At 68.3% G+C, this 22673-nt stretch carries 21 protein-coding genes; 18 read left to right on the plus strand and 3 right to left on the minus strand.

The features are described 5' to 3' along the window. Positions 1-45: 45 nt before the first annotated feature. From glyS to Ga0609869_RS01505, 3 genes are read right to left on the minus strand one after another with little or no spacing between them, the layout of a single operon-like run. Positions 46-2298: a glycine--tRNA ligase subunit beta gene (gene glyS, locus Ga0609869_RS01495; RefSeq protein ID WP_125404401.1), complete on the minus strand. Its 2253-nt coding sequence runs from the start codon at positions 2296-2298 to the stop codon at positions 46-48. 32 nt (positions 2299-2330) lie between these two features. Next, positions 2331-2861, minus strand: a complete 531-nt coding sequence (locus Ga0609869_RS01500; protein WP_245972209.1) for a DUF6446 family protein — start codon at positions 2859-2861, stop codon at positions 2331-2333. Then, positions 2858-3781 carry a glycine--tRNA ligase subunit alpha gene (locus tag Ga0609869_RS01505; RefSeq protein WP_125404402.1) on the minus strand — a complete coding sequence of 308 codons (924 nt, stop codon included), beginning with the start codon at positions 3779-3781 and terminating at the stop codon, positions 2858-2860. The genes Ga0609869_RS01500 and Ga0609869_RS01505 overlap by 4 nt, the downstream gene beginning before the upstream one ends. Positions 3782-3942: 161 nt before the next feature. Here Ga0609869_RS01505 and Ga0609869_RS01510 point away from each other — a divergent pair, with 161 nt between their 5' ends. From Ga0609869_RS01510 to Ga0609869_RS01595, 18 genes are all read left to right on the plus strand, one after another. Continuing rightward, positions 3943-5670: a serine protease gene (locus Ga0609869_RS01510; protein WP_245972211.1), complete on the plus strand. Its 1728-nt coding sequence runs from the start codon at positions 3943-3945 to the stop codon at positions 5668-5670. Between the two features lie 79 nt (positions 5671-5749). Beyond that, positions 5750-7081, plus strand: a complete 1332-nt coding sequence (locus Ga0609869_RS01515; protein ID WP_125404404.1) for a sensor histidine kinase — start codon at positions 5750-5752, stop codon at positions 7079-7081. Further along, positions 7078-8070 (plus strand): NADH-quinone oxidoreductase subunit B family protein, encoded by a 993-nt coding sequence (locus tag Ga0609869_RS01520; protein WP_125404406.1) that lies wholly within the window; start codon positions 7078-7080, stop codon positions 8068-8070. Before Ga0609869_RS01515 ends, Ga0609869_RS01520 begins: the two co-directional genes overlap by 4 nt. Next, positions 8067-9494: a nickel-dependent hydrogenase large subunit gene (locus Ga0609869_RS01525; protein WP_125404408.1), complete on the plus strand. Its 1428-nt coding sequence runs from the start codon at positions 8067-8069 to the stop codon at positions 9492-9494. The genes Ga0609869_RS01520 and Ga0609869_RS01525 overlap by 4 nt, the downstream gene beginning before the upstream one ends. A 4-nt stretch (positions 9495-9498) precedes the next feature. After that, positions 9499-11739, plus strand: a complete 2241-nt coding sequence (gene hypF / locus Ga0609869_RS01530; protein WP_125404410.1) for a carbamoyltransferase HypF — start codon at positions 9499-9501, stop codon at positions 11737-11739. A gap of 217 nt (positions 11740-11956) precedes the next feature. Then, complete coding sequence (locus Ga0609869_RS01535) at positions 11957-13042, plus strand: hydrogenase small subunit (RefSeq protein ID WP_125404412.1); 1086 nt, start codon at positions 11957-11959, stop codon at positions 13040-13042. Between the two features lie 3 nt (positions 13043-13045). Next, a complete protein-coding gene (locus tag Ga0609869_RS01540) occupies positions 13046-14836 on the plus strand; it encodes a nickel-dependent hydrogenase large subunit (RefSeq protein WP_125404414.1) in 1791 nt (596 codons plus the stop codon). Between the two features lie 14 nt (positions 14837-14850). Further along, on the plus strand, positions 14851-15072 hold the full coding sequence (locus tag Ga0609869_RS01545; RefSeq protein WP_125404415.1) for a hypothetical protein: 222 nt from the start codon (positions 14851-14853) through the stop codon (positions 15070-15072). Continuing rightward, a complete protein-coding gene (gene cybH, locus Ga0609869_RS01550) occupies positions 15069-15854 on the plus strand; it encodes a Ni/Fe-hydrogenase, b-type cytochrome subunit (protein ID WP_125404417.1) in 786 nt (261 codons plus the stop codon). The genes Ga0609869_RS01545 and cybH overlap by 4 nt, the downstream gene beginning before the upstream one ends. A 287-nt stretch (positions 15855-16141) precedes the next feature. Next, positions 16142-16765 carry a HyaD/HybD family hydrogenase maturation endopeptidase gene (locus tag Ga0609869_RS01555; RefSeq protein WP_125404419.1) on the plus strand — a complete coding sequence of 208 codons (624 nt, stop codon included), beginning with the start codon at positions 16142-16144 and terminating at the stop codon, positions 16763-16765. After that, positions 16765-17085 (plus strand): HypC/HybG/HupF family hydrogenase formation chaperone, encoded by a 321-nt coding sequence (locus Ga0609869_RS01560; protein ID WP_125404421.1) that lies wholly within the window; start codon positions 16765-16767, stop codon positions 17083-17085. The genes Ga0609869_RS01555 and Ga0609869_RS01560 overlap by 1 nt, the downstream gene beginning before the upstream one ends. A 4-nt stretch (positions 17086-17089) precedes the next feature. Beyond that, a complete protein-coding gene (locus Ga0609869_RS01565; RefSeq protein ID WP_125404423.1) occupies positions 17090-17467 on the plus strand; it encodes a thioredoxin domain-containing protein in 378 nt (125 codons plus the stop codon). Positions 17468-17477: 10 nt separating this feature from the next. After that, positions 17478-18311 carry a hydrogenase expression/formation protein gene (locus Ga0609869_RS01570; RefSeq protein ID WP_125404424.1) on the plus strand — a complete coding sequence of 278 codons (834 nt, stop codon included), beginning with the start codon at positions 17478-17480 and terminating at the stop codon, positions 18309-18311. Beyond that, positions 18308-19123, plus strand: coding sequence for a [NiFe]-hydrogenase assembly chaperone HybE (hybE, locus tag Ga0609869_RS01575; protein WP_125404426.1), 816 nt, complete (start codon positions 18308-18310; stop codon positions 19121-19123). The genes Ga0609869_RS01570 and hybE overlap by 4 nt, the downstream gene beginning before the upstream one ends. Continuing rightward, positions 19120-20010 (plus strand): HupK protein, encoded by an 891-nt coding sequence (locus Ga0609869_RS01580; protein WP_125404428.1) that lies wholly within the window; start codon positions 19120-19122, stop codon positions 20008-20010. The genes hybE and Ga0609869_RS01580 overlap by 4 nt, the downstream gene beginning before the upstream one ends. Then, entirely contained in the window at positions 20003-20344 is a 342-nt protein-coding gene (gene hypA / locus Ga0609869_RS01585; RefSeq protein WP_125404430.1) for a hydrogenase maturation nickel metallochaperone HypA, read from the plus strand. The genes Ga0609869_RS01580 and hypA overlap by 8 nt, the downstream gene beginning before the upstream one ends. Beyond that, positions 20344-21192: a hydrogenase nickel incorporation protein HypB gene (hypB, locus tag Ga0609869_RS01590; protein WP_125404432.1), complete on the plus strand. Its 849-nt coding sequence runs from the start codon at positions 20344-20346 to the stop codon at positions 21190-21192. The genes hypA and hypB overlap by 1 nt, the downstream gene beginning before the upstream one ends. Continuing rightward, a complete protein-coding gene (locus tag Ga0609869_RS01595; protein WP_125404434.1) occupies positions 21192-22670 on the plus strand; it encodes a sigma-54-dependent transcriptional regulator in 1479 nt (492 codons plus the stop codon). Before hypB ends, Ga0609869_RS01595 begins: the two co-directional genes overlap by 1 nt. Positions 22671-22673 lie beyond the last annotated feature (3 nt).

Genomic DNA, 22673 nt, shown 5'->3' on the forward strand with positions numbered 1-22673 from the left:
ATACGCTCATGGCGGCGGCAGGCAAGCTTGGCGTAGCGTCGCGTTTCAGCCTTCGATCCGGGTCAGGTCGGCCACTTGCAGGCAGGTCTCGCGAATAGCGTGCAAGAGGTTCAGACGGTTGCGCCGCACGATGTCGTTGTCGGTGTTGACCTGCACCGCCTCGAAGAAGGCATCGATGGGGGCCCTCAGCGCGGCCAGGGCCGCCATGGCCCCTGAGAAATCCTCGGCCTCCAGCGCCGGGCCGATGGCTTTGTCGGCCGCGTCCAGCGCGGCGAAAAGCGCGGTTTCGGTGGGGTCCTTGGCGAATTTCGGATCGGCGCCGAACCGGTATTCCACCCCGTCGGCCTCTTCGGCCTGGATCAGGATGTTGTTGGCGCGGCGAAAGCCCTGCACCAGGTTTTCGCCGTCTTCGGTGTTCAGCACCGCGCCCAGCGCCTCGGCCCGCTTGACCAGCAGCGTCAGGTCGTCGGCGCCCGGCATCGCCAGGCAGGCGTCGATCACGTCATGGCGCAGCCCCTCGGCCTTGAGATGCACCTTCAGCCGGTCGTGGAAAAACGCCAGCAGGTCGCCGCTCATCTCGGGTAGTTGGTGGCGCAGGCGGGCCAACCAGGTGCCCTCTTCGATGGGCACGGGCGTGTCATCGGCGCGAAAGCGGTCGACCAGCGCGTGGAATGCCGCGCCGAAAACGCCGTGGCGGGCCACCTCATCGACCATCTCCTGCAAGAAATAGGTCTCGCGCTCTTGCGCGGTATCGAGGTTCAGCGCGATCACATGCACCAGCAGATGCCGGTTGATCAGCGCCTCCAGCCCGACGCGGAGCTTGCGCTCCAGCACCGTGCGGATGATCCCCAGCGCGGCGCGGCGCAGCGCGAACGGGTCTTTGCTGCCGGTGGGTTTCTCGTCGATGGCCCAGAAGCCCGCCAGCGTGTCCAGCTTGTCGGCCAGCGACACGGCGATGGAAACCGGGTGCTCGGGCAGCGCGTCGGCGGGGCCGAGCGGCTTGTAATGCATCTCGCAGGCCTCGGACACCGCCTGGGGCAGGCCGGCGGCCTCGGCATAGTAACGGCCCATCACGCCCTGAAGCTCGGGGAATTCATAGACCATTTCCGAGGCGAGATCGGCCTTGGCGACGCGCGCGGCCTGTGCCGCCATCTCTGCATCGGCGCCGACCATCGGCGCGATCTCGCGGGTCAGGTTGGCGATGCGGTCGATCCTCAGCGCCTGGCTGCCCAGTTCGCGCTGGAAGGTCACATGGCTGAGCGTATCGAGCCAGTCTTCCATCCCCGCCCGGGCCACGCGCAGGTCATTGGCCCAAAAAAACCGGGCATCGGACAACCGCGCCGATAGCACTTTTTCGTTCCCGGCCAGGATCGTGGCCCCATTATCGGCGGTTTCCCGGTTGGCAACGGTCACGAATCGAACAATCTTGCCGGTCTTGGGGTCGCGGACCGAAAAGAATTTCTGGTGCTCCTTCATCGAGGTCTGCAAGACCTCGGGCGGCAGGTCGAGAAAGTCCTCGCCGATGGGCCCCATCAGCACCACGGGCCATTCCACCAGCCCGGCCACCTCAGCCAGAAGCCCGGCATCCTCGACAACTTCCAACCCCTGTGCGAAAGCGGCGTTGGTCGCCTCGTGCCAGATTTGCGCGGCGCGCTCCTCGTGGTCGATCATCACATGGGCGCGCTTTAGCTTTGCCTCGTAATCTTCGAAGGACGATACGGAAAATCGATCGGGCGCCATGAACCGGTGGCCGCGCGTGGCGTCGCCCGCGACGATCCCGTCGACGTCCAGCGGCACCACCTCGCACCCCGCCTCGTCGCTGAGCAGGCACAGGATGGACTGCAGCGGCCGCACCCAGCGCAGCGTGCCAGCGCCCCAGCGCATCGACTTGGGCCATGGAAAATTGCGGATCGTCGCCTCCAGCACCTCGGCGACGATCTGGGCGGCCGGGCGGCCGGGCCGGTCGATCACGGCAAACCAGACCTGGCCCTTCTTGTCGTCGCGGGCCTCCAGTTGGTCTTTCGTCAGCCCGGTCGCGCGCAGGAACCCCTCCAGCGCCTTTTCGGGCGCGTCCACGCGCGGCCCCTTGCGCTCTTCGGTCAGGTCGGGGCTGCGCGCGCTCAGCCCCTCGACATGCAGCGTCAGCCGGCGCGGCGTCGAGAACGCCTTGGCTGCGGCGTAGGTCAGCCCCGCCTCCACCAGCCCGTCGGTGACGCGCTTTTGCAGGTCGGTGCGGGCGCGGGCCTGCATCCGGGCCGGGATTTCCTCGGAGAAGAGTTCGATCAGGAGGTCGGGCATTTTCGGTCCTCGGCGCCGGCGGCGCGGGGTTTCTAGTCGTTTGCGGGCGGCGGCGGGCATCCGGGCGGCGGCGGGCGCCCGTCGAACACCACTTGCCCGCACGCGTTGATCTGGTTCCAGGCCACGGCGCGTCCATCCTCGAACACCGCGACCACCCGGTCGATGCCGTAGCTCACGTTCGCCTCGCCCAGGAACGCCACCGCGCCGCCCGTTTCCAGCGCCGCGCCGATCTCGGCGGCGTCGAAGCAGTCGAACCAGCCCGGCGCGTTCAGCGGCACCGCCTCGTCGCGGATCACATAGGTTTCGGTCAACAGCGCCAGCGAGAGCGGCATCTCGAAACAGGCGCGGAACCGCAACGGAGAGCTTTCGGAATCGATTCCCTCGAACCCGTCGACCGGTACCATCTCGGCCTCGCCGGTGACCAGCGAGGTCAGCCGTACCTCGGCCGCGGGCGCGCTGACCGGAACCGGCTCGTAATAGGCGTAGACCTGCAGGTAATAGACCGCCGCGCCCGCAAGCAATGCCCCCATCACGATCACCAGGGAGAGAAGCTTGCCGCTCACCCCTGCCTCCCTCCGGCCTCGGTCTCGACGAAGGCATCGGCGCAGCGCCTGGCCAGCGCACGGACCCGGCCGATATAGGCCTGCCGCTCGGTCACCGAGATCACGCCGCGGGCGTCGAGCATGTTGAAGAAATGGCTGGCCTTGATGCACTGGTCATAGGCGGGATGCACCATGATGATGCGCTTGCCCGTCTTGGGGTCGTCCTGCGGATGGTCGAGGATGCGCGCGCATTCGGCCTCGGCCGCGGCGAAGAAGTCGAACAGCTTGTCGGTGTCGGCCACGTCGAAGTTGAACCGGCTGTATTCCTCTTCGGTCTGGCGGAACACGTCGCCATAGCTCAACGGGATTGGCGCGTCGGGGTCGTTGAACGGCATGTCCATCACGTGGTCGATGCCGAGGACGTACATCGCCAGCCGTTCCAGCCCGTAGGTCAACTCACCCGAAACGGGGTGGCAGTCGCGCCCGCCGACCTGCTGGAAATAGGTGAACTGGCTGACCTCCATCCCGTCGCACCAGACCTCCCAGCCCAGACCCCAGGCGCCCAGCGTCGGGCTTTCCCAGTCGTCCTCGACGAAGCGGATGTCGTGATAGTCGAAATCGATGCCGATGGCGGCCAGCGAGCCGAGGTAAAGCTCTTGCAGGTCGGGCGGGCTGGGTTTGATCAGCACCTGGTACTGGTAATAGTGCTGCAACCGGTTGGGGTTCTCGCCGTAGCGCCCGTCGGTGGGCCGGCGCGAGGGCTGGACATAGGCCGCGGCCCAGGGTTTCGAGCCGAGGCTGCGCAGGGTGGTCGCCGGGTGGAAGGTGCCCGCCCCCACTTCCATGTCATAGGGTTGCAGGATCGCGCAGCCCTGCAGGGCCCAGTAATTCTGAAGCCGCAGGATGATCTCTTGAAAACTGCGGGGCTTGGACTGGTCCATCGGGGTGGTTCCTGCGTATCGCAAAACAGCGCCTCACTAGCCAAGCGCGCCCCGAGGGTCAATCGCGCCGGAGTATTGACGTGCATCGCGGAGCCGCTTTGATACGGTCTGACGGGATTCGGCGGTTTGGGCCGCCGCAAGGGAAACGAGGGTATCGAGCCGTGCTGAAACGAATTTTCGCAAGCTTTGCATTTCTTGTGTTCACGGCACTTGCGGGCTGGGCGCAAGACCGCGCCTGGGTGCAGATCGAGGCGCACCCGTCGCTGCGCGAAGCAGAGGAGCGCGCCCGCGCCTATTCGGGCGCCTTCCAGGACGTCAACGCCTTCAGCCTCGGCTCGGGCTGGTACGCCATCGCGCTCGGCCCCTATACCGGCGAGGCCGCGGCCCGGCGCCTGAGCGATCTCAGGCGCGAGCGGCTGGTGCCCGGCGACAGTTTCGTGGCCGATGGCAGCGCCTTCCGCCAACAGATCTGGCCCGCCGGGGCGAATGCGCTGAGCGCGCCCGCCGTCGCCGCGCCGGCCGCGCCGGCCGCCCCCGAAGCGCCCGCCGGGATTGTTCTGCCCGACGAGACCCCCGCCGAGGCCAGGCGCAGCGAGCGGCTGTTGACCGCCGAGGAGCGCCGCGCCCTGCAGGAGGCGATGCAATGGGAAGGCTTTTACACCGCCGCCATCGACGGCGCCTTCGGGCGCGGCACACGGGCGGCCATGGCCGACTGGCAGGCGGCGAACGGCTATGAAGTGACCGGCGTGTTGACCACCCGCCAGCGCGCGGTGCTGAGTGAGGGTTACCGCGACGCGCTGGCCCGGCTCGGAATGCAAAGCGTCGATGAGGCCGAGGCCGGCATCCGCATCGACATGCCCGCGGGCCTCGTGACGTTTTCCCGCTACGAGCCGCCCTTCGTGCATTTCGCCCCCAAGGGCGACAGCGATGTGCGCGCCCTTCTGATCAGCCAGACCGGCGATCAGGCGACGCTTTTCGGCCTTTACGACATCATGCAGACGCTGGAGATCGTGCCGCTCGAGGGCGAGCGCGATCGCGGGCAGAATTCCTTCGTGCTGACCGGGCAGAACGAGACGCTGCATTCCTACACCTACGCCACGGTGTCGGACGGCACGGTCAAGGGCTTTACCCTGGCGTGGCCTCCCGAAGACGACAAGCTGATGCAGAAGGCCGTGCAGATGATGCGCGACAGCTTCGAGCCGGTGCGCGGCGTGGTGCTGGACGAGGCGCAGATCGACCCAGAGGCCGAACAAGGCTTCGACCTGCTGTCGGGGCTGGAAATCCGCCGGCCCGAATTTACGCGCTCGGGCTTTTTCGTCGACGATACGGGCCAAGTGCTGACCACCACTGACGGGCTGGGCCGGTGCAGCCGCATCACCGTCGGGGACGATCACGAGGCCGAAATCGCGGCGATAGACATGAAGCTGGGCCTCGCCGTGCTCAAACCGCGCGAGAACCTCGCGCCGCTGGGCTATGCCGCCTTTCGCACCTCCGAGCCGCGGCTCAAATCCGACGTGGCGGTGGCCGGCTATTCCTACGGCGCCGTGCTGACTCTGCCGGCACTGACCTACGGCGAACTGGCCGATTTGCGCGGACTGGACGGCGAGGTCAGCCGCCAGCGGCTGAACCTCTCGGCGTTGCCCGGCGATGTCGGCGGCCCGGTGATGGACGCCGCCGGCGCGGTTCTGGGGATCCTTCTGCCGCGCGAAGACGGCGCGCGGCAACTGCCCGACGAGGTGCGCTTTGCCGCCAATGTCGAGGCGATCGCGGGGTTCCTGTCGGCCAACGGCATCGCGGTCGACGCGGCGCTGCCCGACGCCAGCCTGCCGCCCGAGGATCTCAGCACCCTGGCGGCCGACATGACCGTGCAGGTCTCCTGCTGGGAGTGAGCCGAACGTCAAGCGCACGGCGCGCGGGCGGCATTGGCAGATGACGGCATGCCATGTATCCTCCGCCGGTGGAGGAATGATGGCCGAGACGATCACCAAGGATCTGGTTTCAGGGTCGACCGAATTCTCGGACACGGTGTGGGCGAATGTGCTGGCGGCCGTCGACCGCACCTATGCCGAACTGGTCGGCTACCAGGAGCGGCTGGAGCGGCAGAACGCCGAGCTGGAAACGATGCGGTCGTTTCTCGCCTCGATCCTGTCATCGGTCTCGGACGTTCTGATCGTCGTGTCCCGGCAGGGCGCCATCGAAAAAGTGTCTGAGTCGGTCGCTGCGATGACCGGGCGGCCGCGCACTGCGCTGGCGGGGCAGCAGGTGGTGCAGCTCTTTGCCGAGGCCGATCGCGCGGCGGTCGTCGAGGGCATGCGCCGCGCCGCGCTGGACCGCGCGCCGGCGACCATCGAAAGCAGCCTGATCGCGCAGGACGGCCAGAGCCCTCTGGAATTGTCGATCAGTCCGCGGCTGGACGAGCGCGGGCGCATCAGCGGCCACGTGCTGACCGGCCGTCCGCTGGGCGAATTGCGGCAGGCCTATGCCGATCTGGCCCATAGCCACGACGAGCTGAAAGCCGCCCAGACATTGCTGGTGCGCAATGAAAAACTCGCCTCGCTCGGCCGCCTTCTGGCCGGCGTCGCGCACGAGTTGAACAACCCGATCAGCTTTGTCTATGCCAATGTCCACGCGCTTGAGCGGTACGGCGCGAAGTTCGAGGCCTATTTCGACAAGGTGCAGGCCGGCGCCAGCCGGGACGAGCTGGTCAAGCTGCGCGAAGAGCTGCGGCTCGACCGCGAAATCGGCAATCTGCGCGACGCGGTGGCCGGCGCGCGCGACGGCGCCGAGCGGGTGCGCGACATCGTCGAGGACCTGCGCCGCCTGTCCGCGGAGGGCACCGGCGAGATCATCGAGTTCGACCTCGTAGAGACCGCCAATGTCGCCACGACATGGGTGCTGCGCGGCACCAAGCGCGAGGTCAAAGTCACGTTCTCGGGCGAGCCGCGTGTCATGGTCCGGGGCCGGCCCGGCCACATCCAGCAGGTGGTGATGAACCTCGTGCAGAACGCCCTCGACGCCCTGGAGACCGAGGAAAAGGGCCGGATCGATCTCGCCGCATCGCGCGAGAACGGGTTTGCCGTGCTGCGCGTGGCCGATAACGGCCCCGGCGTGCCAGAGGACGTGCGGCAGTCGATTTTCGATCCGTTCTTCACGACCAAGGACGTGGGCAAGGGCACCGGGCTGGGCCTGTCGATCAGCCACAAGATCACGCACGAACATGGCGGCGACCTGCGGCTCTGCGCGGAAACGGACGGGACATGTTTCCAGGTCACGCTTCCGCTGCCCAAGGACCCTGTATGAACGTTCTGTGGCTACAGGCGTCTGGCTGCGGCGGCTGCACGATGTCGCTGCTGTGCGCCGAGGATCCGAATATTGTCGATCTGCTGGCGGGGGCGGGCATCCGGTTTCTGTGGCACCCCGCTCTCAGCCTCGAGACCGGCGGCGAGGTCCACGCCCTGCTCGACCGGGTCGCGTCTGGCGCGTTGCCGCTCGACGTTCTGTGCGTCGAGGGGGCGATCGCGCGGGGGCCGCGCGGTACCGGCCGCTATCAGATGCTGTCGGGCACCGGCCGGACGGTTCTGGACTGGGTGCGCCAGCTTGCGCCGCTGGCCCGGCATGTTGTGGCCGTAGGCAGTTGCGCGGCCTATGGCGGCGTCACCAGCGCCGGAGAAAACCCCTCGGACGCGGCCGGGTTGCAATACGAGGGGACGCATCTGGGCGGCGTCCTGCCGGCGACGTTCCGCTGCGACGGCGGGTTGCCGGTGATCAACGTGGCGGGCTGCCCGACCCATCCCGACTGGGTGACCGAAACCCTGATGCTGCTGGCCAACGGCGCCTTGGGCGCCGACGATCTGGACGCGCTGGGCCGGCCGCTGTTTTTCGCCCAGCACCTGGTACATCACGGCTGCCCCAAAAACGAGTTCTACGAATACAAGGCCTCGGCCGTCCACCTGTGCGAGATCGGCTGCATGATGGAGCATCTGGGCTGCGTCGGCACCCAGGCGGTCGGCGATTGCAACATCCGGCCCTGGAACGGCTCGGGCAGTTGCACGCGCGGCGGCTATCCGTGTATTTCCTGCACTGCGCCCGAATTCGAAGAGCCCAAGCACGCCTTTACCGAAACCCCCAAGGTCGCGGGCATCCCCGTGGGCCTGCCGTCGGACATGCCCAAGGCGTGGTTCATGGCGCTGGCCTCGTTGTCCAAGGCGGCCACGCCCGAGCGGCTGTCGAAGAACGCGACCTCGGACCGCGTGCGCATTCTGCCCACCCACAGGAAGCCGCCGGGATGAGCGAAAGCCGGCTCGTCGTGGGGCCGTTCAACCGCGTGGAAGGCGATCTGGAGGTCCAACTCGACGTGGCGGACGGCGCGGTGCAAAGCGCCCGGGTCAACGCGCCGCTCTATCGCGGGTTCGAGCGGATGCTGCTGGGGCGGGCGCCGTCGGATGCGCTGACGCTGACGCCGCGGATTTGCGGCATCTGCTCGATCAGCCAGTCCGCGGCGGCGGCGCGGGCGCTGGCGGCGGCGGGCGGTCACGCCGCCGCGCCGCAGGGCGCGGCAATCGCCGCGCTGATCCACGCGGTCGAGAACGTTTCGGACCACCTGTTCCATTTCAACCTGTTCTTCATGCCCGATTTCACGCGCCCTACCTATGCCGCCCGCCCGTGGCATGGCCGCGCCGTGGACAGGTTTGCCGCGGCCGAGGGCGGCGCCCAGCGCGCGGCGATCGAGGCGCGGGCGGCGCTGATGCATATCCTGGGTCTGATGGCGGGCAAATGGCCCCACACGCTGGCGATCCAGCCCGGCGGCGTGACCCGCGCGCCCGGTCCCAGCGACAAGGTGCGGATCATGGCCAGCCTCACCGCCTTTCGCCGCTACCTGGAAGAGACCGTTTTCGGCGGCCCGCTGGAGGCGTTCGCCGAGATCGCCGACCGCGACGCGCTGATGGGATGGGGGCGCGGCGATGCCGGGCTGTTTCTGGATATCGCCGCCGATCTGGACCTCGACGCGCTCGGCCGCGGCAGCGGGCGCTATTTGTCCTTCGGGGCCTATCCGCAGGATTGCGGCCACGCCTTCGCGCCAGGCCTCTGGCGCGACGGTCGGCAAGACCCGCTGGACCTGACGCGGATGGTCGAGGAGGTCGCCCATAGCTGGATGCTGGGGCCGGCCGCCCATCCCGCGGCCGGGCAGACCTTGCCGGATGAGGATATGCGCGAGGACGCCTATAGCTGGTGCAAGGCGCCGCGGCTGGCCGGCGAGACCATGGAAACCGGCGCGCTGGCCCGGCAGGTCGTCGATGGCCACCCGCTGGCGCGCGCGCTGGCGGGCGGCGGCGTTCTGGCCCGCGTGGCCGGCCGGCTGCTGGAACTGGCGCGCAGCCAGGCGGTGATGGAGCGGCTGGCACGCGAGATCGACGTCTCGGCCCGGTTCATGGACCCCGCGCCAGAGGTGCGCGCCGGTCAGGGTGCCGGTCTGGTCGAGGCCGCGCGCGGCGCCCTCGGCCATTGGGTCCGGGTCGAAAAGGGCCGGATCGCGGGCTATCAGATCGTCGCGCCGACGACCTGGAACTTCAGCCCGCGCGATGCCGCGGGCCAGCCCGGACCGCTGGAGGCCGCCCTTGTCGGGGCGCCGGTGGCGCCGGGCGAGACCACGCCGGTCACCGTGCAGCATATCGTGCGCTCGTTCGATCCCTGCATGGTCTGCACGGTGCACTAAAGCGATGGATGGGCGCGAAATCCGCGTGCGCGGCCAGGTGCAGGGCGTGGGCTTTCGCCCCTTTGTCTGGCAACTGGCGCAGACCCACGGTGTATGCGGCGAGGTGTGCAACGATGCCCACGGTGTGCTGATCCGCGCCGCGGGCGGCGACCTGGACGCGTTCGAGGCCGCGCTCTCCGCCCGGCCCCCGGCACTGGCGCGGGTGGATGCGGTCGAGACCCGGTCCATCGCCTTTGCTGCCCCGCCCGAGGCCTTCGTCATCGCGGCCAGCGGCAGAGGGGGGGCCGAGACACGGGTCGCGCCCGATGCCGCGACCTGCGCCGCGTGCCTGGCCGAGATCCGCGCGCCGGGCCGCCGGCAGGGCTATGCCTTCACCAACTGCACCCATTGCGGCCCGCGTTTCACCATCCTCCGCCGGCTGCCCTACGACCGCGAACAGACGACGATGGCCGCGTTCGAAATGTGCCCCGCCTGCCGCGCGGAATACGACACCCCCGCCGACAGGCGCTTTCACGCCCAGCCCATCGCCTGCCCCGACTGCGGCCCGCGCCTCTGGTTGGAAACCGACGGCCGCGAAAGCGCGGATGACCCCATCGTCGGCGCGGCCCGCATCCTTGCCGCGGGCGGCATCGTGGCGGTCAAGGGACTGGGCGGTTTTCACCTCGCCTGCGACGCGACCGATGCGGGCGCGGTCGAAACCCTGCGCCGCCGCAAGCGCCGCCCGTCCAAGCCTTTTGCCCTGATGGCCCGCCAAGAGGATCTGGCCGGGTTTTGCGCGCCCGGCGCGGCCGACTTGGCGCTGTTGCGGGACGCCGCCGCGCCCATCGTTCTGGTCCCGGGCACCGGCGCGCTGCCCGAATGCGTCGCGCCCGGAATGGATCGCCTCGGCGTCATGCTGGCCTACACCCCGCTCCACCACCTGCTGCTGGACGCCGTAGAGCGCCCGCTGGTGATGACCTCGGGCAACCTCTCGGGCGAACCCCAAGCGATCGGCAATGACGAGGCCCGCGCCAAGCTTTCGGCCTTTGCCGATGCGTTTTTGATGCATGACCGCGCCATCGCCCGCCGGCTGGACGACAGCGTGGAACGCGCCGACCCGCCGATGGTGCTGCGCCGCGCGCGGGGGCGGGTGCCGGGCACCCTGCCCCTGCCGCCGGGCTTCGAGCGGACGCCGCAGATCGTCGCCTATGGCGGGCAGATGAAGGCCGCGATTTGCCTGACCAAGAACGCGCAGGCGCTGCTCGGCCATCATCTGGGCGAGATGGGCGACGCGCTGACCTACGATGCCTTCGTCCAGGCGGACCGCGACTACGCGGCGCTGTTCGGCCACCGCCCCGAGATCGCGGCCTGCGACCTGCACCCCGATTTCCGCGCGACGCAATATGCCGAGGCCACCGGGCTGCCGGTGGTGCGCGTCCAGCATCACCACGCGCACATGGCCGCCTGCCTGGCCGAGAACGGCTGGCCGCTGGACGGCGGCAGGGTTGCGGGCATCATTCTGGACGGCCTGGGCCTCGGGCCCGACGGGACGGTCTGGGGCGGCGAGGTTCTGCTGGGCGATTATCGCGGCTTCGACCGGCGCGCCTGGCTGAAACCCGCGCCCCTGATCGGCGGCGACAAGGCGCAGGCCGAGCCGTGGCGCAACGCGCTGGTCCGGCTCGACGCGGCGGGGCTGGACGAGGCCGCCGACCGGCTGTTCGCGGGCGCCCCGCTGGCGCTGGCACGGCAGGCGGCCGCGGCGGGGCTGAACGCACCGCCCTCCTCTTCGGCCGGGCGGCTGTTCGATGCGGTGGCGGCTTGCCTCGGGCTCTGCCCGCTGGCGCAGGGGTTCGAGGGCGAGGCCGCGATGCGGCTGGAGGCGCTCGCGCGCACGGGCGACACGGGGGCCGGGTACGATTTCGATGTGGCGGGGGGCGAAATCGACCCCGCGCCGATGTTCGCGGCCCTTGTCGCCGACCTCGGGGCCGGGACCGACGCCGCGCTGATCGCAGCGCGGTTCCACACCGGCCTTGCCCGGCAGTTCGCTGCCGCGGCCCGCGGGCTGGTGGAGCGCGGCGACGCCGAGGTGATCGTGCTGTCGGGTGGCTGTTTTCAAAACGCCCTGCTGCTGACAGAAATGCGCCGCGAACTGGCCGGCCTGCCGGTGCTGACCCATCGCGAAACGCCCGCCAATGACGGCGGCCTCGCGCTGGGCCAGGCGGCGGTCGCGGCCGCGGCGCGGCTTTCCCCTCCGGAAAGCAGCTGACCGCCCGGCCCGGCCTTTGGCAACCGCCTGACCGGAGGCCGCCAATGGGATTGCGCCGAAATATCCGTTAACAAATTTATTCTATTGCCTTTTTCCAGATTTCGGGCCGAGCACGGATTTTCTTTGCCCGTCCCTGCCCCCTCCTGCTTGCATACCCTGGGATACTGAAACTGCCCACGCGCCCCGGCGCGCCCGGGCCCAGGTAGGGAGAACCGTCTTGGCCGAAATCGAAACCTTCTATGAGGTCATGCGCCGGCAGGGGATCACCCGGCGCAGCTTCATGAAATACTGTTCGCTCACGGCGGCGGCGCTGGGCTTGGGCCCGAGCTTCGTGCCGAAGATCGCACACGCGATGGAGACCAAGCCGCGCACCCCGGTGATCTGGGTCAACGGGCTGGAATGCACCTGCTGTTCGGAAAGCTTCATCCGCGGCGCCCACCCGCTGGCCAAGGACGTGGTGCTGTCGATGATCTCGCTCGACTATTCCCACACTCTGATGGCGGCGGCCGGGCATGCGGCAGAGGCGGCGCTGGAAGACACGATCGAGAAATACAAGGGCAACTACATCCTCGCCGTCGAAGGCAACCCGCCGCTGAACGAGGACGGGATGTATTGCATCGTCGGCGGCAAGCCGTTCGTCGACCAGCTGCGCCACGCCGCAAAAGACGCCAAGGCCGTGATCGCCTGGGGGGCCTGTGCCTCCTATGGCTGCGTGCAGGCCGCCGCGCCCAACCCCACCCAGGCCACGCCGGTGCACAAGGTCATCACCGACAAGCCGATCATCAAGGTGCCCGGCTGCCCGCCCATCGCCGAGGTGATGACCGGCGTCATCACCTACATGCTGACCTTCGACCGGCTGCCGGAACTCGACCGCCAGGGCCGGCCCAAGATGTTCTATTCCCAGCGCATCCACGACAAATGCTATCGCCGGCCACATTTCGACGCGGGCCAGTTCGTCGAGGAGTGGGACGACGAGTACGCGCGCAAGGGCTATTGCCTCTACAAGATGGGCTGCAAGGGGCCGACCACCTACAACGCCTGCTCGACCGTGCGCTGGAACGAGGGCGTCAGCTTTCCGATCCAGTCGGGCCACGGCTGCATCGGCTGTTCCGAAGACGGGTTCTGGGACCAGGGCGGGTTCTACGACAGGCTGACCACCGTCAAGCAGTTCGGGGTTGAGGCCACGGCCGACCAGATGGGTATTGCCGCCGCCGGTGCGGTGGGTGCGGGCATCGCCGCCCATATTGCCGCGAGCGCCTTGAAAAGCGCCCAGCGCAAGAAACAAGACAGCGAGGAGGTCTGATCCATGGCGACCACTCCCAACGGCTTCGACCTCGACAATTCGGGCAAGCGCATCGTCGTGGACCCGGTAACCCGGATCGAGGGCCACATGCGCTGCGAAGTGAATGTGGACGAGGACGGCTTCATCCGTAACGCGGTCTCCACCGGCACCATGTGGCGCGGGCTGGAGGTGATCCTGAAGGGCCGCGACCCGCGCGATGCCTGGGCCTTTACCGAGCGCATCTGCGGCGTCTGCACCGGGACGCACGCGCTGACATCGGTCCGCGCCGTCGAGGACGCGCTGGGGATCACCATTCCCGACAACGCCAACTCGATCCGCAACATCATGCAGCTTAACCTGCAGGTGCATGACCACATCGTGCATTTCTACCATTTGCACGCGCTCGACTGGGTGAACCCGGTCAACGCGCTCAGGGCGGACCCAAAGGCGACCAGCGAGTTGCAGCAATCCGTGTCCCCGTCGCATCCGATGTCGTCGCCGGGCTATTTCCGCGACGTGCAGAACCGGCTGAAGCAATTCGTGGAATCCGGCCAGCTGGGCCTGTTCAAGAACGGGTATTGGGACAACCCGGCCTATCTGCTGCCGCCCGAGGCGGACCTGATGGCCACCACTCACTACCTCGAGGCGCTGGACCTGCAGACCGAGCTTTGCAAGATCCACACGATCTTCGGCGGCAAGAACCCGCATCCGAACTGGCTGGTAGGCGGCGTGCCGTGCCCGATCAACGTCGATGGCACCGGCGCGGTCGGCGCGATCAACATGGAGCGGCTGAACTTGGTCAGCTCCATCATCGACAAATGCACCGCTTTCGTGAACAACGTCTACATCCCCGACGTGATCGCCATCGGCGGGTTCTACAAGAACTGGCTCTACGGCGGCGGGCTGTCCTCTCAGGCGTGCCTGGCCTACGGCGACATCCCCGAGCATCCCAACGATTTCTCGGCGGACCAGCTGCACCTGCCGCGCGGCGCGATCATCAACGGCAACCTCAACGAGGTGCACGAGGTCGATGTGCGCGACCCCGAGCAGGTGCAGGAATTCGTCGATCACTCGTGGTACAACTACGGCGAGCCGGGCAAGGGCCTGCATCCCTGGGACGGCGTGACCGAGGCGAATTTCGAGCTGGGGCCGAACACCAAGGGCAGCAGGACCAATATCGAGGCCATCGACGAGGCGGCGAAATATTCGTGGATCAAGGCGCCGCGCTGGAAAGGCCACGCGATGGAGGTGGGCCCGCTGGCGCGGTACATCATCGGCTATGCCAGCGGCCACGAGGACATCAAGGGCCAGGTCGAAGGGCTGCTCAGGACCATGGACCTGCCGGTCTCGGCGCTGTTCTCGACGCTCGGGCGCACCGCCGCGCGGGCACTGGAGGCGGAATACTGCACCCGGCTGCAAAAGCAGTTTTTCGACAAGATGATCGCCAATATCCGCAACGGCGACAGTTCCACCGCCAATGTCGAGAAGTGGGAGCCCAAGACCTGGCCGAAAGAGTGCAAGGGCGTCGGCATGACCGAGGCCCCGCGCGGGGCGCTGGGGCACTGGGTGCAGATCAAGGACGGGCGCATCGACAACTATCAATGCGTTGTGCCCACCACCTGGAACGGATCCCCGCGCGACAGCGCCGGCAATATCGGCGCTTTCGAGGCGGCGCTGATGAATACCAAGATGGAGCGGCCCGAAGAGCCGGTGGAGATCCTGCGCACATTGCACAGCTTCGACCCGTGCCTGGCCTGCTCCACCCACGTGATGTCGCCCGAGGGTCAGGAACTGACCTCGGTCAAGGTCCGCTGAGGGAGGAAAACGCAATGAAGACACTGATCCTTGCCGCGGCGCTGGCCGCGACCGCCGCCCCCGCGCTGGCCCATGGCGGGCATGCGCCCGCGCCCGAGACGCTGCACGGCCTGGCCCATGCCATGCTGCTTGCCGCACCGATCACCGCGCTGGGCGTCCTTGCGGTGCTGGGCGTGGCGGCCCTGCGGCGCCGGCGTCCCGACCCGGCCCGGCCGGGCACACGGAGGACGCCATGACCGACACACGCGCCAATATCCACGTCCCCAACCCCGACGCGCCCACCCCGCTGGAGGCGGCGCGCCTGACCGGCGGCGCGCGGCCCGAGGATATCGAAAGCCTGCGGATGCAGGCGGCCGTCTATGTCTACGAGGTCCCTGTGCGCGTCTGGCACTGGGTCAACGCGCTGGCGATCACCGTTTTGATCGTCACCGGCTATCTCATCGGCTCGCCGCCGCCCACCGTCGAGATCTCGGAGGCCACCAACCAGTTCGTGTTCGGCTATATCCGCTTTGCGCATTTCGCCGCCGCGATGGTGATGACCGTGGCATTCATCGCACGGATCTACTGGGCCTTCGTCGGCAACCGGCACGCGCGCCAATTGTTCTACATCCCGTTCTGGCGTCTGCGCTGGTGGAAGGAGCTGATCTTCGAGGCGCGCTGGTACGCGTTTCTCGAAAAGGAGCCGAAGAAATACATCGGCCACAACCCGCTGGCCCATTTCGCGATGTTCTTTTTCATCACGCTGGGCATGACCTTCATGATCTTCACCGGTTTTGCACTTTATGCCGAGGGCGCGGGCCAGGGGTCGATCTACGACCAGTTGTTCGGCTGGGTGATCGGGCTGGCAGGCAATACCCAGCGGCTGCACACCCTGCACCATCTGGGCATGTGGGCGATCGCGCTCTTCGCGGTGATCCATATCTACGCCGCGATCCGCGAAGACATCATGTCCCGCCAGTCGATGATCACGACGATCATCTCGGGCTGGCGGACCTTCAAGGACGACCGGGTGGAATAGACCGGCGATTCAGGGCGCAGAAAACGACCAAGGGCGCGGCCATCGGCTGCGCCCTTTGCCTTTGCGCCCCTAAATCTTCCATTTTTTTAATTTACTGGAAATTTACTTTCCATTTGGCTCACATCTGTATACGCAGGAATGCCGTTTTTATCCTTTCACCACAATATATTGGATGAATTGTCGCAGCATTGGAAAGTTGGCCGCTTACACCCTTCCGCGCAAAGTCTAGTGTCGGTGTGAGTGCACGCTGGCCCCACACCGCCAGCCCTTGCCCAAGGAGGAACCCGATGCCAGACGCGCAATTCGACTCGGTGCTCGTTATGGGGATCGGCAACGTGCTTTGGGCGGACGAGGGGTTCGGCCCCCGCTGCGCCGAGGCGCTGGCCGCCAGTTACGCGCTGCCCGACTCGGTCCGTTTGCTCGACGGCGGCACGCAAGGTCTTTACCTCCTGCCGTTCATCGAAGAGGCCGAGGCGCTCTTGATCTTCGATGCGGTCGATTACGGGCTGGCGCCCGGCACGCTCAAGATCGTGCGCGACGGCGATGTGCCCTCGTTCATGGGCGCCAAGAAGATGAGCCTGCACCAGACCGGATTTCAGGACGTGCTGGCCACCGCCGCCTTCAAGGGCTGCGCGCCGGCCCGGATGACGCTGATCGGGTGCCAGCCCCAGGAGCTTGACGATTACGGCGGCGGCTTGCGCGACACGGTGGCCGCCCAGATCGCCCCGGCGCTTGCCGCCGGCTTGGCCGAACTGGCCTCCTGGGGCATCGAGGCGCGTCCGGGCCGGACCGACACCGGCGACCTGGCCGATCCGTCGATCCGGCGGCGCGCCTACGAATCGGGCCGCCCCTCGGAAGACGCCGCCTGCCGGTCGGGCGATGCCCGCTTTTTGCCGGGGCGCGCCGGCTGATGTGCATCGGGCTGCCCCTTCAGATCATCGGGATCGACGGCATTGCAGGGCGCGCCAGCGATGGCGAGACCGAGAGCATCATCGATTTGTCGCTGACGCCGGACGCCGCCGTGGGCGACTGGGTGCTGACCTTCCTCGGCGCCGCGCGCGAGGTGATCGGCGCCGAGGAGGCGCGAAAGATCGCCGCCGCGCTGGATGGCCTTCGGGCGGTGATGGCCGGCGGCAGCGCGGGCAGTGCCTTTGCCGATCTGGAGGCCCGCCAGCCGGCCTTGCCCCCCCACCTTCAAGCCGCGCTCGATGCCGGCCAGGCCCAAGGATGACGCCATGACCCACCCGCTGATCGAACGACTGGAAACCGAGTTTGGCTGGCCGCGCCTGTCCTCGATGGACGCGGTCGCCGCGTTCACCGCTGCGCCCGGCGCGCATTGCCTGTTCGTGCCGGGCGACCCGGCGCGCAACCTAGAAACCGCCGACGCCGCGGTCATCCTGCCCGAGCTGCGCAATGCGTTTCAGGCAGCCTTCGACTGCGCGCTGGTGGACGACGCGATCGAGGCGCAGGTCCGCGAAAGCTACCGCGCGCTCAAGACGCCGGGGTTCCTGTTCTTTCGTGAGGGCGCCTACCTGGGCGACATCCAGAAAATCCGCGACTGGGACGACTACCTCGCCCGCGTGTCGCATATCCTGTCGCTGGCCGCAGCCTGAGGAGGACGCAATGGCTTCGAATTTTCACTTGCCGCCGTCCGGCTTCGGCCCCGGCTCGCAGCCGACCGACGAAGACCTGGGCTACATGCCGCTGCCCTCGGGGATGCGCACCTATTCGCCGTCGATCCCCGAGACCACCGACGCCGACACCCAGGCCATGGCCACCACCCTCGACACGCTCGACCAGCTCGCCCGCGCCTGCGCGGCCTGCGCCGCCGGGGGCGAGGGCGCCAGCCTGCAGCTGAACGGCATGGCGCCCGAGGCGCGGCGGACGCTGGCCGAAACCCTGGGCCAGGGCGAGGTGTCGATGAAGATCCGCGGCCTGCCCGCGGTCGCGGTGCAGGAAAGTGTCTTTGCCGGGGTCTGGCAGGTGCTGGGCACCGGCGTCGACCGGATCGAGATCGGGCCGGTTCCCGCCCGCGCGCTGGCCGCCTTCGACCCGGCGCGCCCGGCCGAGGGGCCCGAGGCGCCGCGCGCGCCCGGCGTGGTCAATGCGCCGGCCCTGCTGGCCGAACTGCTGGACAAGTCGGCACGCCGCCTGCCCGGTCATGAGCCGCATGTCATCAACCTCACGCTGCTGCCCCATACCGAGCAGGATCTTGCCTGGCTCGATGCCGCGCTGGGCGAGGGGGCGGTCACGATCCTGTCGCGCGGCTACGGCAATTGCCGGATCGCCGCGACGGCCACGCCGCATGTCTGGCGCGTGCAGTTCTTCAACTCTATGGATACGCTGATCCTGGACAGCTTCGAGGTTACCGAGATGCCGGAGGTGGCCAAGGCCGCACCCGAGGACCTGGCCGACAGCGCGGCACGCATCCGCGAGGTCATGGAGGCGATCCGATGACCGCGCCCCGCTTCGAAGGCAGCTACCTGGGCGCGGACGACCGGATCAGCGCCGCGGCCATCATGGAATGCAAGATCTGCTGGACGGTCTACGACCCGGCCGAGGGCGACGACTATCGCCAGGTTCTGCCCGAAACGCCCTTTGCCGCCCTGCCCGACGACTGGACCTGCCCGACCTGCGGCGCCCCCCGCGAGCAGTTCATGGTGCGCGAGGACCCCGGCGCGCAGGCGGGCTGCTCGACGGTCTATATCGCGCAAAAGGCCGAGGCGCTGGCGGCCGATTTCCGGGAAGTCTGGAACAGCAAGATGCGCGACGTGCCGCTGGTCAACAAATCGCTCCATGTCGAGGCGGTGGGCTTTGCCGCGCACGAGGGCCGGCCGCTGGGCGTACTGGTGGCGCCTTGGTTCATGAACCTGGTGCTTCTGCCCGCCGAGGGCGAGGACTGGCGCACGCTGACGCCGGGCGCGAAGGAGGCCATCGCCTTCCCCTCGGGCAGCTACGAATTCATCCATAATGTCCGGCCGATGGTAGGCGGCTACAAGGCATGCTCGCTGTTCTCGCCGATGTCGGATTTCGCCAGCCAGATGCAGGCGGTCGAGATCGCCCGCGCGGTGATGTCGGAGCTGTTCAAGGCCGAGAACCGGACCGAGACCGACCGGACCGCCGACATCCGCGCAACCCGCGAGGCCGACCTCGCCGCCGCGCAGGAGGCCGAATCCGCCGAACGGGTCGTGGCCGACGTAGCCCCCACGCGGCGCACCGTCATCTCGGCCGGCATGGCGCCCGAGCGCGACACCGGTTCAGAGGCATGACCCTCGCGGCCCTGCATATCGCCCTGATACAAGGCGGCGTGCGGGTCGCGCCGCCTGCCCCCCTCGGGGTCGAGGCGATGGTGCTGGGCCGCAGCGCCGAAGAGGCCGCCGAGATGCTGCCACGGCTGTTCAACCTGTGCCGCGCGGCGCAGGAAACCGGCGCGCGGATGGCGCTGGGCCTGCCCGCCCGCCCCGGCGTGACCGAGGCGCTGGCGCAGGAGATCCTGCGCGAGCATCTGATGCGGCTCTTCGTTCTGTGGCCCCGCCGGCTGGGCCTCGCCCCCACCCGCCTGCCGGACGCCGACGATCTGCGCGCGGCCGTTTTCGGCCCCGCGGGCGGTTTGCCGGATCCCGGCGGGCTGGACGGCTGGCTGGCCTCGGGCAGCGGCGTGGCGCCTGTGCTGAATGCCATCGCCCGGGCCTTTGCCCCGGGCGAGGCGGTGGCCGACCTGCCGGCGCCGCGGCCCGACACGCTGTGCCGCGCGGTCGCCCAGGAAAACAGCCCCTGGTCGCGGCACCGCGACGCCGCCCTGCTGCACTCGGCCGAGCAGCGTTTTGGCCGGGGTCCGCTGTGGCGGGCGCTGGGGCGGCTCGTCGATCTCGACGCCTGCGCGCGCGGCACGCTCGACTGTGCACCGCGCAAGATCGACGGCACGTGTTACGTCCATGCCGCGCGGGGCACCTACACGCTCTCGGCGCGGCTGGTCGAGGGCCGCGTCGCGGCCTTTGTCCGCCATACGCCCACCGAACACCTGCTGGCCCCCGGCGGCGCGCTGGAGCAGGCCCTGGCGGGCCTGCCGCCGGCCAAGGCGCATCTGGCCCCGCTGCTGGTCGATATCCTCGACCCGTGCCTGCCCGTCGAGATCACGGAGGCCGCCCATGCATGAGATGTCGCTTTGCGAAGGGATTCGCGGGATCGTAGAGGATCAGGCCCGCGCCCACGGCTTCGATACGGTCAGGACGCTGCGGCTGGAAATCGGGCGCTTCGCGGGTGTGGAAAAAGACGCGCTCGCCTTTGCCTTCGATGTGGTGATGCGCGGCAGCCCGGCCGAGGGCGCGCGGCTGGAAATGATCGACCTGCCGGGGCGGGCCATGTGCTACGATTGCATGGTCGAGGTGGAAATCGAAGATCGGCTTGCGCCCTGCCCCAGATGCGGCGGCGGCAAACTGATGCCCGTGGCGGGCGACGAGATGCGGATCAAGGACATGGAGGTTGTCTGATGTGCACGGTGTGCGGATGCGGAACGGCGACGGTTGAGGGGCATGGCCATGGCGAGGACGATGCGCCCGGCCACGACCACCACGAGCACCACGACCACGGCCATCATCACCACGGACCGACCGGCGATCTGCATTTCGGCGCCGGCGCGGCGGGTACCAGTGTGGCCGGCGTCAGCCAGTCGCGCCTGCTGGAAATCGAAACCGACATCCTGTCGAAGAACGACGCCTACGCCGACGGCAACCGCCGCGTGCTGAAGGCGCTGGGCGCCTACGCGGTCAACCTCGTGTCCTCGCCCGGCTCGGGCAAGACGACCCTGTTGTGCCGCACGGTCGAGATGCTGGGCGCGCAGCCGCTGGCGGTGATCGAGGGCGACCAGCAGACCAGCAACGACGCCGACCGCATCCGCGCGACCGGCGCGAAGGCGGTGCAGGTCAACACCGGCAAGGGCTGTCACCTCGACGGCCACATGGTCGGGCACGCGATGGACCATCTCGACCTGCCGCGCGGCGCGCTGCTGTTTATCGAGAACGTTGGCAACCTGGTCTGCCCCGCGGGCTTCGACCTGGGCGAAGACGCCAAGGTGGCGATCCTGTCGGTCACCGAGGGCGAGGACAAGCCGCTGAAATATCCCGACATGTTCACCGCCGCCCGGCTGGCCATCCTGAACAAGGTCGACCTTGCCCCCCATTGCGATGCCGATCTGGACGCCTACGAGGCCAACCTGCGCCGTGTGAACCCGCATATCGAGGTGCTGCGCGTCTCGGCCCGCACCGGCGAGGGCATGGAGGGCTGGGTCGCCTGGCTGCGCGCGCAGCTTGCGCGGAAAACCGAAGGGGCAGCGGCGTAATGGCCGGTGGCAGTTCGCAGCCGGCGATCCTGCTCGTCGATGACGAGCCGCATTCGCTGTCGGCAATGCGGATGGCGCTGGAGGACGAGTTCGAGATCCTCACCGCGCCGGACGCGGCCGAGGCCCGCAACGTGCTGGAACAGGACTGGGTGCAGGTCGTGATCTGCGACCAGCGGATGCCGGGCCAGAGCGGTGTCGAATTCCTGTCCGATGTGCGCGAGGGCTGGCCCGAGACCGTGCGCCTGCTGATCACCGGCTATACCGACACATCGGCGATGGTCTCGGCGATCAACGATGCCGGCATCCACCAGTTCCTGACAAAGCCGTGGCATCCCGACCAGCTGTTGATCGCGGCGCGCAACGCGGCGCGGCTGTTTCACCTGGCGCGCGAGAACGAGCGGCTGGCGCTGGAGATGCGGCTGCTGAACGCGACCGCCGAGTCGCGCGTGGAAAAGCGGCGCAAGAAACTGCGCGAGGGCATGGGCTTCGAGACCGTGCTGCGGGCCCCGAATTCGCCGATGAACGCCGCGGTCGAAACCGCGCGGCAATTCGCCAGCTTCGATGTGCCGGTGCTGCTGACGGGCGAGCCCGGCACCGGCAAGACCCAGATCGCCCGGGCGATGCATTTCGGCTCGCTCCGCTCGGACAAGCCGTTTTACGAGCTCGACCTGACAGGGATGCCCGCCGATCTGGCCGCGGCCGAGTTGATGGGCGCCAAGCGGGGCATGCTGGCCGGGTCTGTCGCGCGGATCGGCCTGTTTCAAAAGGCCGACCGGGGCACGCTCTTTCTTGGCGGGATCGACACGGCCTCGCCCGAGCTGCAACTGGCGCTCTTGCGGGTGCTGACCCAGGGCAGCTTTGCCCCCCTCGGCGGGCAGGAAAGGCTGACCACCAACCTGAGGCTGATCTGCGGCTCGGGGCGCGATCTGCGCGATTGCGTGGCCGAGGGCACGTTCCGCTCGGACCTGTTCTTTGCGCTTGCCGGGGGCGAGATCGCGGTGCCGCCGCTGCGCGCGCGCCGGGGCGACGTGGCAATCCTGGCGCAGGCATTGCTGGCCGAGTTGAGCGCCAGGCACGGCAAGCCGGTGCACGGGCTGGACGAAGCCGCGCTGGAGTTTCTGGAAAACTACGACTGGCCCGGCAACCTGCGCGAGCTGACCAACGAGATCACCCGCATGCTGATCTTTGCCCGCGACAGCGTACTTGGCGCCGACCTCATCTCGCGCCACATCCTGCAGGCGCCGCCGGGCGAAGAGGGCGCCGACCGCTCGGCCGAGTCCGCGATATCGGCCGAGGGCACGCTGAAGGACCGGGTAGAGCTTATGGAGATGCGCATCCTGCGCGAAACGCTCACCCGCCACCGCTGGAACAAAAGCCGCGCGGCGGCGGAGCTCGGCCTGTCGCGCGTCGGGCTTCGAGCCAAGCTCGACCGCTACGGAATCGCAGAATCCGCCGCCAAAGCTGAACAGGAGAACTGAACG

The sequence above is a fragment of the Rhodovulum iodosum genome (assembly GCF_041020385.1).
Classification (GTDB): Bacteria; Pseudomonadota; Alphaproteobacteria; order Rhodobacterales; family Rhodobacteraceae; genus Rhodovulum; species Rhodovulum iodosum.

Excerpts from the sequence above, each read along its gene's own strand:
- Ga0609869_RS01570 (WP_125404424.1), top strand. The coding sequence starts at position 17,478 with ATGGCTTCGAATTTTCACTTGCCGCCGTCCGGCTTCGGCCCCGGCTCG.
- Ga0609869_RS01525 (WP_125404408.1), top strand. The coding sequence starts at position 8,067 with ATGAGCGAAAGCCGGCTCGTCGTGGGGCCGTTCAACCGCGTGGAAGGC.
- glyS (WP_125404401.1), bottom strand. The coding sequence starts at position 2,298 with ATGCCCGACCTCCTGATCGAACTCTTCTCCGAGGAAATCCCGGCCCGG.
- Ga0609869_RS01545 (WP_125404415.1), top strand. The coding sequence starts at position 14,851 with ATGAAGACACTGATCCTTGCCGCGGCGCTGGCCGCGACCGCCGCCCCC.
- Ga0609869_RS01515 (WP_125404404.1), top strand. The coding sequence starts at position 5,750 with ATGGCCGAGACGATCACCAAGGATCTGGTTTCAGGGTCGACCGAATTC.
- Ga0609869_RS01580 (WP_125404428.1), top strand. The coding sequence starts at position 19,120 with ATGACCCTCGCGGCCCTGCATATCGCCCTGATACAAGGCGGCGTGCGG.
- Ga0609869_RS01565 (WP_125404423.1), top strand. The coding sequence starts at position 17,090 with ATGACCCACCCGCTGATCGAACGACTGGAAACCGAGTTTGGCTGGCCG.
- hypA (WP_125404430.1), top strand. The coding sequence starts at position 20,003 with ATGCATGAGATGTCGCTTTGCGAAGGGATTCGCGGGATCGTAGAGGAT.
- Ga0609869_RS01505 (WP_125404402.1), bottom strand. The coding sequence starts at position 3,781 with ATGGACCAGTCCAAGCCCCGCAGTTTTCAAGAGATCATCCTGCGGCTT.
- cybH (WP_125404417.1), top strand. The coding sequence starts at position 15,069 with ATGACCGACACACGCGCCAATATCCACGTCCCCAACCCCGACGCGCCC.
- hypF (WP_125404410.1), top strand. The coding sequence starts at position 9,499 with ATGGATGGGCGCGAAATCCGCGTGCGCGGCCAGGTGCAGGGCGTGGGC.
- hybE (WP_125404426.1), top strand. The coding sequence starts at position 18,308 with ATGACCGCGCCCCGCTTCGAAGGCAGCTACCTGGGCGCGGACGACCGG.
- Ga0609869_RS01540 (WP_125404414.1), top strand. The coding sequence starts at position 13,046 with ATGGCGACCACTCCCAACGGCTTCGACCTCGACAATTCGGGCAAGCGC.
- hypB (WP_125404432.1), top strand. The coding sequence starts at position 20,344 with ATGTGCACGGTGTGCGGATGCGGAACGGCGACGGTTGAGGGGCATGGC.
- Ga0609869_RS01555 (WP_125404419.1), top strand. The coding sequence starts at position 16,142 with ATGCCAGACGCGCAATTCGACTCGGTGCTCGTTATGGGGATCGGCAAC.
- Ga0609869_RS01560 (WP_125404421.1), top strand. The coding sequence starts at position 16,765 with ATGTGCATCGGGCTGCCCCTTCAGATCATCGGGATCGACGGCATTGCA.
- Ga0609869_RS01520 (WP_125404406.1), top strand. The coding sequence starts at position 7,078 with ATGAACGTTCTGTGGCTACAGGCGTCTGGCTGCGGCGGCTGCACGATG.
- Ga0609869_RS01595 (WP_125404434.1), top strand. The coding sequence starts at position 21,192 with ATGGCCGGTGGCAGTTCGCAGCCGGCGATCCTGCTCGTCGATGACGAG.